Below are 5926 nucleotides of genomic sequence, written 5' to 3'. Positions count from 1 at the left end.
CCGACCACGGACCCGGCAGCCGGGCCGCTGCCCGCGCGTCAGCGACAGCGCCGGGTGGCCGCCGGGCGGCGGAGGCTGGCGCCCGGACGGCACCCGGGGTTCCCGATCCTCGTGATCGGTACGTTGATGATGCTGATCGTCACGATGCTCGGGGTGGAGCGCGTCACCGGCTACCGCGTCCTGCCGGACCGGTTCATCGCCGGACTGCGACCACCGCCGAAGAAGTTCCCGGTCCTGCCGGCGAGCCCGCCGGTCGGCATCGAGATCGACACGCTCGACCTCGAGGCGCCCGTGCACAGCGTCGGGCTCGCCTCCGACGGCGCCATCGCCGCACCGGACTCCACCCGCGCGCAGGAGGCCGGCTGGTACGACCAGGGCCCGACCCCGGGTCAGTACGGGCCGGCGGTGATCGTCGGGCACGTCGACACCAACTCCGGACCGGCCGTCTTCCACGAGTTGCGGCAGCTCGGCGAGGGCGACCGCATCGAGGTGACCCGCACCGACCGCACGGTGGCGGTCTTCGAGGTGAACGAGGTGGAGCGGTTCGACAAGGAGCGCTTCCCCACCGACGAGGTCTTCGGCGACTTCAGCCGCCCCAATCTGCGGCTGGTCACGTGCGGCGGCCGGTGGGTGGGCGGCGGGACCGGCTACGCCGACAACGTGGTGGTGTTCGCGTCCCTCGTCCAGGCCCGCGAGAACTGACGGGCCGGCGGCTCAGGCGGCCTCGGGCTCGCGGAGGTCCAGCCAGTCGGCCCAGCGCGGATCCGGAGCCCGGTGCCCGAGCACCCGCCAGGCGGTGCCCTTCGGTGCCGCCGGCAACGCGTGCAGCCGCCATCCGAGCTCGGCCGGGGTCTTGTCGCCCTTCGTGTGGTTGCAGCGGGCGCAGGCCGCGACGACGTTCTCCCAGGCGTGCCGGCCGCCCCGGCTGCGGGGGAAGACGTGGTCGATGGTCTCGGCCGGTCCCCGGCAGTACGCGCAGCGCCAACCGTCCCGGGCGAAGATCGCCCGGCGGGAGAGCCCAACGTGGGTGCGGTAGGGCACCCGGACGAAACGGGTCAGACGGACGACCGACGGCACCGGGAGAGCGTTGCGGGCGCTGTGCAGCACCCCTTCGCCGTCGGCGACGCAGACCGCCTTGGCGGACAGCACGAGAATGGCGGCACGACGCACCGACACGACACACAGCGGCTCGTAGGTGGCGTTGAGAACCAGCGCGCCGGAGCCCACCGTGGGTCGTATGTCAGGCATCGCGCTCACCCTCCCGGTTCAGCGGCCCCATGCGTGCCACCGCCGACCGGGGAATTGGGCGCAGCGACCCACCACGGCCGACGCCGGCCGGATCACCGACGTCCGTGCGCCAATAGTCCCTGATAAGACCCCGGATTGCACGTACTAATCCGGGGTCCCCCACCGAAGCGTTCCCCGACCCGCGTCGCCGGTGACCGGTTCGCCCCCGTACGACCGGCCGTCACCATCCGGAGGGTCGGTGCGGCGGGGCGCCGGTGGGTGCGGTACGAACACACGGTGACCTCTGTCAGTCTGCCGCCGCCCACCCTGCCCGCCGTCGAGGCGCCGGCACCGGACCCGTCGCCCACCTGCCTGAACGACTCTCTCTGCAAGGGCGTCTACGACCTGACCGGCTCGGTCTGGTTCGCCGAGGGCAGCTACTGGATCCTGCTCAAGCCGGTCCGCATCGGCCTGATCCTGCTGCTGGCGGTGGTCGCGCGCTGGCTGGTGCACCGCACGATCAGCCGGCTCGTGCGGACCACCACCGACGCGGGTGTCCCGACCATGCTGCGGCCGCTGCGCGAGCGGATCCCCAGCGCGGCCACCGAGCCGGGTGAGTTCGTGCCCGAGCGGCGGCGCCAGCGGGCCGAGGCGATCGGGTCGGTGCTGCGCAGCCTCACCACCGCCTTCATCATGGGCATCGCCCTGCTGATGGTGCTCAAGGAGTTCAGCTTCGACCTGGCGCCACTGCTGGCCAGCGCCGGGATCGCCGGCGTGGCCCTCGGCTTCGGCGCGCAGAGCCTGGTGAAGGACCTGATCGCGGGCCTGTTCATGCTGATCGAGGACCAGTACGGCGTCGGGGACACCGTGGACCTGGGTGAGGCCACCGGCGTGGTGGAGTCGGTGGGGCTGCGCGTCACCACCGTCCGGGACGGCCGGGGCGTGCTCTGGTACATCCGCAACGGCGAGATCGTCCGGGTGGGCAACAAGAGCCAGGGCTGGGCGCTGGTCGTGGTCGACCTGCCGATCGGTTTCGCCGGCACGGAGGAGGCCAACGCGGTGCTGCGTACCGCCGCGGCCTCCGTCGCCCTGGACCCCGAACTGGCGCCGGAGATCGTTGAGCCGCCCGAGGTGCTGGGCGTGGAGCAGATGACCGTGGACGGGGCGGTGATCCGTACGGTCGTGAAGACGACCGCCGACGGGCAGTTCGCGGTCGGCCGGGAACTGCGCCGGCGACTGGCCGAGGCGCTGGAGAACTCGGGCATCACCGCGAAGATCGCGGCGGCCCGGCTCTACCCGGGCATGCCGGGAGCGGCGTCCGGCGTACCGGGGTTCCCGGGGGGCACCGCACCGGGTGCGCCACCGGCGCCGGGGGCCACCACCCCGGGTGGAACCGTGTGACCGTACGAAGACGGTGATGCCCGGACAGCGGGGGTCGCGAGCCGGGGAGCCCCTCGGGTATCGTCCGTTCGTTCAGTCGGTGATGCGACGTTCAACCCGTTCACCCTAGCCAGTTGTCGGACGATCGGGCAGAATCCGGGACACGCGCTTCCGCCGGAGCGTGGTCACGTCCTCGCTGATCCGTAGATCTGACGACGGTTCCCGGGCCCACCATCACGAGTGACCGGCCCATCGGAACGATGGAGGCGACGGTGCCCGACGAGCGACCTTCCCCGGAAGGCCCGGCCACCTTCCGCGAGGTCTTCGCCCAGCGTGAGTACCGGTTCGTCCTCACGGCGAGCACCCTGTCGTGGGTCGGCGACTACATCGCCAAGGCGGCCGTGACGCTCCTGGTCTACCAGGAGACGGAGTCGGTGGCGCTCTCCGCCACCGCGTTCGCGGTCAGCTACCTTCCATGGCTGGTCGGCGGGCCGTTCCTCGCCACGCTCGCCGAGCGGTACCGCTACCGGAACGTCATGGTCGCCTGCGACCTCATCCGGATGGCCCTGATGGTGCTCATCGCCATCCCCGAGGCGCCGGTCGGTCTCACCCTGGCCCTGCTCTTCGCCACCACCCTGGCCAATCCGCCGAGCCAGGCCGCCCGGTCCGCGCTGATGCCGCTGATGCTGACCGGCGACCGCCTGGTGCTGGGGCTGTCCATCAACGGCAGCGTCGGGCAGGCCGCGCAGGTGGGCGGCTACCTGGCGGGTGCCGCCATCGCCGCGTTCAGCCCGACGGTCGCGCTGCTGGCCAACGCGGTGACCTTCGCCCTGTCCGCCGCGCTGGTGCACTTCGGGGTCGCCGACCGACCGTCCGCGATGACCGCCGAGCACCGCAGCCACCTCCTGCGGGAGACCGGTGACGGCTTCCGGATCGTCTTCGGCACCCCGGTCCTGCGGGCCATCGCCGTGCTGGTGTTCAGCGCCATGCTCTTCTCGATCGTGCCGGAGGGGCTGGCAGCGGCCTGGGCCTCCGAGCACTCGGGCGGCATGAACGCCGGCACCGCGCAGGCCGTCATCATGGCCGCGAACCCGATCGGCTTCATCCTGGGCGGGCTGCTCATCGGGCGGGCGGTCGCACCGGCCCGGCGCCTGGCCCTGATGCGCCCCTTGGCGGTGCTCGCCCCGCTGGTGCTCGTACCCTCCCTGCTCGACCCGCCGCCGGTCGTGGTGGCACTGCTCGCGGCGGCCTGCGGGTTCGCCGTCGCCGGCCTGCTGCCGGTGGCCAACGGCCTGTTCGTCCAGGCACTGCCGAACGGGTTCCGGGCTCGCGCGTTCGGCGTGATGGCCACCGGGGTGCAGGTGATCCAGGGGATGGCGGTGCTGGTCACCGGCCTGCTGGCCGAGCGGTTCTCGATCCCGCTGGTGGTGGGGTTGTGGAGCGCGGCGGGCGTGGTGCTGATGACGGTCACCGCACTGTCCTGGCCGAGCCGGGCGACGATCGACGCCACCGTCGACGCGGCGCGGTTCGAGCGCCGGGACGACGCGCCGGACGCGGCCGGAACGGCGACGGTGGGCACCTCGTCCGCACGTACGGGCAGCGAATGCCTCCGCCCCACCACCGACGACCCGGTGGGGCGGCCGGGTGAGCCGGGCCGTCACCGGCACGCGGTGACCTGACGCACAACGGGCACCCCGGACGCTCCCGCAGCCACCTGGCAGGATGGAGCGGTGACTGCCGCAGGTGCATCGGACCGTCCGGGCGCGTCGACGACCCTCTTCGAGGCGATCGGCGGCGAACCCACCTTCCGCAAGCTGGTCGACGAGTTCTACGCAGGTGTCGCCATGGATCCGCTGCTCCGCCCGATGTACCCCGAGGAGGACCTGGGCCCGGCGGCCGACCGGCTGACCCTCTTCCTCATCCAGTACTGGGGCGGCCCGAACACCTACTCCTCCCAGCGCGGTCATCCCCGCCTGCGGATGCGGCACGCGCCCTTCCGGATCGGCGCCGCCGAGCGGGACGCGTGGCTGCTGCACATGCGCCGGGCCGTCGACCGGCTCGACCTGCCGCCGCAGCTGGCCACCGCCCTCTGGGACTATCTGGAGCGGGCCGCGTACTTCATGGTCAACGTGATGGAGGACCCGGCCGGACCGGCCTGACGGCCCCGCGCCGGGCGGAGGCCGCCGTGGGCCGGCCGCCGCGAGGGGCGCACCGGCCGGCGGTCAGAGGAGCGCGCCCTCGTCGTGCAGCCAGTCGACGAAGCTGGTGGCCACCGCCGCGCCACAGTCGAGCATCTCGACCAGGAGCGCGTCGTGTGCCCCCGCGCCGAACGGCACCTGGAGCTCCGCGTAGATGGGCAGTTGCCCGCGCTCGGTCGGGTCGCCGATGTAGGCCTTGCAGAAGCGGCGGGTGTGGTTCCACTCGTTGACCACGCGGTACGCGCGGTCCTCCCAGTCCGGCGGCACCGTCGCGTGCGGGCGGGCCCGCATCACCAGGATCTCGTCCTCCGGGCCTTCGAGGGTCACCAGGACCGCGTGCCGTTCCCACATGGCCAGCAGGTTCCCGTCACCGTCGGCGAGGTAACGCACGTCCAGCAGGTCGAGCGCGTCGCACACCCGGCTCAGCGTCACCGGCTCGACGGTGGCCGGCATCGAGGCGATCGCCGGCCGGTCGACACCCGGGCAGTTGTCTCCCGGCTGCCGGGGGGCCGGTGGTCCGACCCGGACGGTGCCTTCCACTGTGATCCCGCTCCGACCTTCCGGCTCACCGCCGCCGTTGGCGGGACCGGGGCGCCATGACCACCACGGCATCGCTCGCGCACCTCACTCCCCAGCGGATCCAGCCGCCTACGGTGCGTTGGATCCGAGGATGGACGGTACCCGGACAGCCGGGTTGAAGCATCCCCCCAACGGCAGCCCCAGGCCAGAAGAATGAACCTGGGTCATCCGAAGGTATGAGTTGTGGCGACTCGGACAGCAAGATCCGTAGCCTTTTGCGACCATGCCGCTCCGTACGGCCCCACAAGACCGACCCATCGGGCGGCCACCCGCACCTGAACGTCGCCGCCGTCCGGCGTCGTCCCGGCGGTGCCGAGGAAGCCCATCCGGACCAGTCCCTGCACCAGCCGCTGGGGCACCTCCACCGGATCACCCGGCGCGTCGTCCGGAGTGACCACCACCGGCACGTGGTCGAGCAGGGCGTCGCGTACCGCCCGCTGTCCGACCGCCCGGCCGGCTCCCTGGAGTTCCCCCTCGTCCGGGCGCAGACCTGACCGGTCACGGTGGGAATCCGCCGGTCGCGCGCTCGCCGGGCACGGACG

The 5926-nt window shown here is 72.5% G+C and carries 6 protein-coding genes and 1 pseudogene; 4 read left to right on the top strand and 3 right to left on the bottom strand.

What is annotated here, in order from left to right:
- Positions 1-702 (top strand): class F sortase (locus tag AB0I76_RS20600; RefSeq protein ID WP_357037733.1); only part of this gene is annotated, 702 nt, incomplete at its 5' end.
- Positions 703-714: 12 nt separating this feature from the next.
- Here the strand turns inward: AB0I76_RS20600 and AB0I76_RS20595 are convergent.
- Positions 715-1248: an HNH endonuclease gene (locus AB0I76_RS20595; protein ID WP_357037730.1), complete on the bottom strand. Its 534-nt coding sequence runs from the start codon at positions 1246-1248 to the stop codon at positions 715-717.
- Positions 1249-1524: 276 nt separating this feature from the next.
- Here AB0I76_RS20595 and AB0I76_RS20590 point away from each other — a divergent pair, with 276 nt between their 5' ends.
- The 3 genes from AB0I76_RS20590 (at position 1525) to AB0I76_RS20580 (ending at position 4766) form a co-directional block, all read left to right on the top strand.
- Positions 1525-2628: a mechanosensitive ion channel family protein gene (locus AB0I76_RS20590; protein WP_357037727.1), complete on the top strand. Its 1104-nt coding sequence runs from the start codon at positions 1525-1527 to the stop codon at positions 2626-2628.
- A 239-nt stretch (positions 2629-2867) separates the two neighbouring features.
- Positions 2868-4286: an MFS transporter gene (locus AB0I76_RS20585; protein ID WP_357037724.1), complete on the top strand. Its 1419-nt coding sequence runs from the start codon at positions 2868-2870 to the stop codon at positions 4284-4286.
- Between the two features lie 51 nt (positions 4287-4337).
- Entirely contained in the window at positions 4338-4766 is a 429-nt protein-coding gene (locus tag AB0I76_RS20580) for a globin (protein ID WP_357037721.1), read from the top strand.
- Between the two features lie 63 nt (positions 4767-4829).
- Here the strand turns inward: AB0I76_RS20580 and AB0I76_RS20575 are convergent, their stop codons facing one another.
- Both AB0I76_RS20575 and AB0I76_RS20570 read right to left on the bottom strand, forming a co-directional pair.
- Positions 4830-5417, bottom strand: coding sequence for a YbjN domain-containing protein (locus tag AB0I76_RS20575; RefSeq protein WP_357037718.1), 588 nt, complete (start codon positions 5415-5417; stop codon positions 4830-4832).
- A 131-nt stretch (positions 5418-5548) separates the two neighbouring features.
- Positions 5549-5839: pseudogene (locus tag AB0I76_RS20570) on the bottom strand (hypothetical protein); the annotation flags it as partial.
- Between the last annotated feature and the right edge of the window lie 87 nt (positions 5840-5926).

Source organism: Micromonospora sp. NPDC049799, from assembly GCF_040656655.1.
Classification (GTDB): Bacteria; Actinomycetota; Actinomycetes; order Mycobacteriales; family Micromonosporaceae; genus Micromonospora.
Note: the sequence above shows the minus strand (reverse complement) of the source record. Positions and strands in the feature narration are given on the sequence as shown.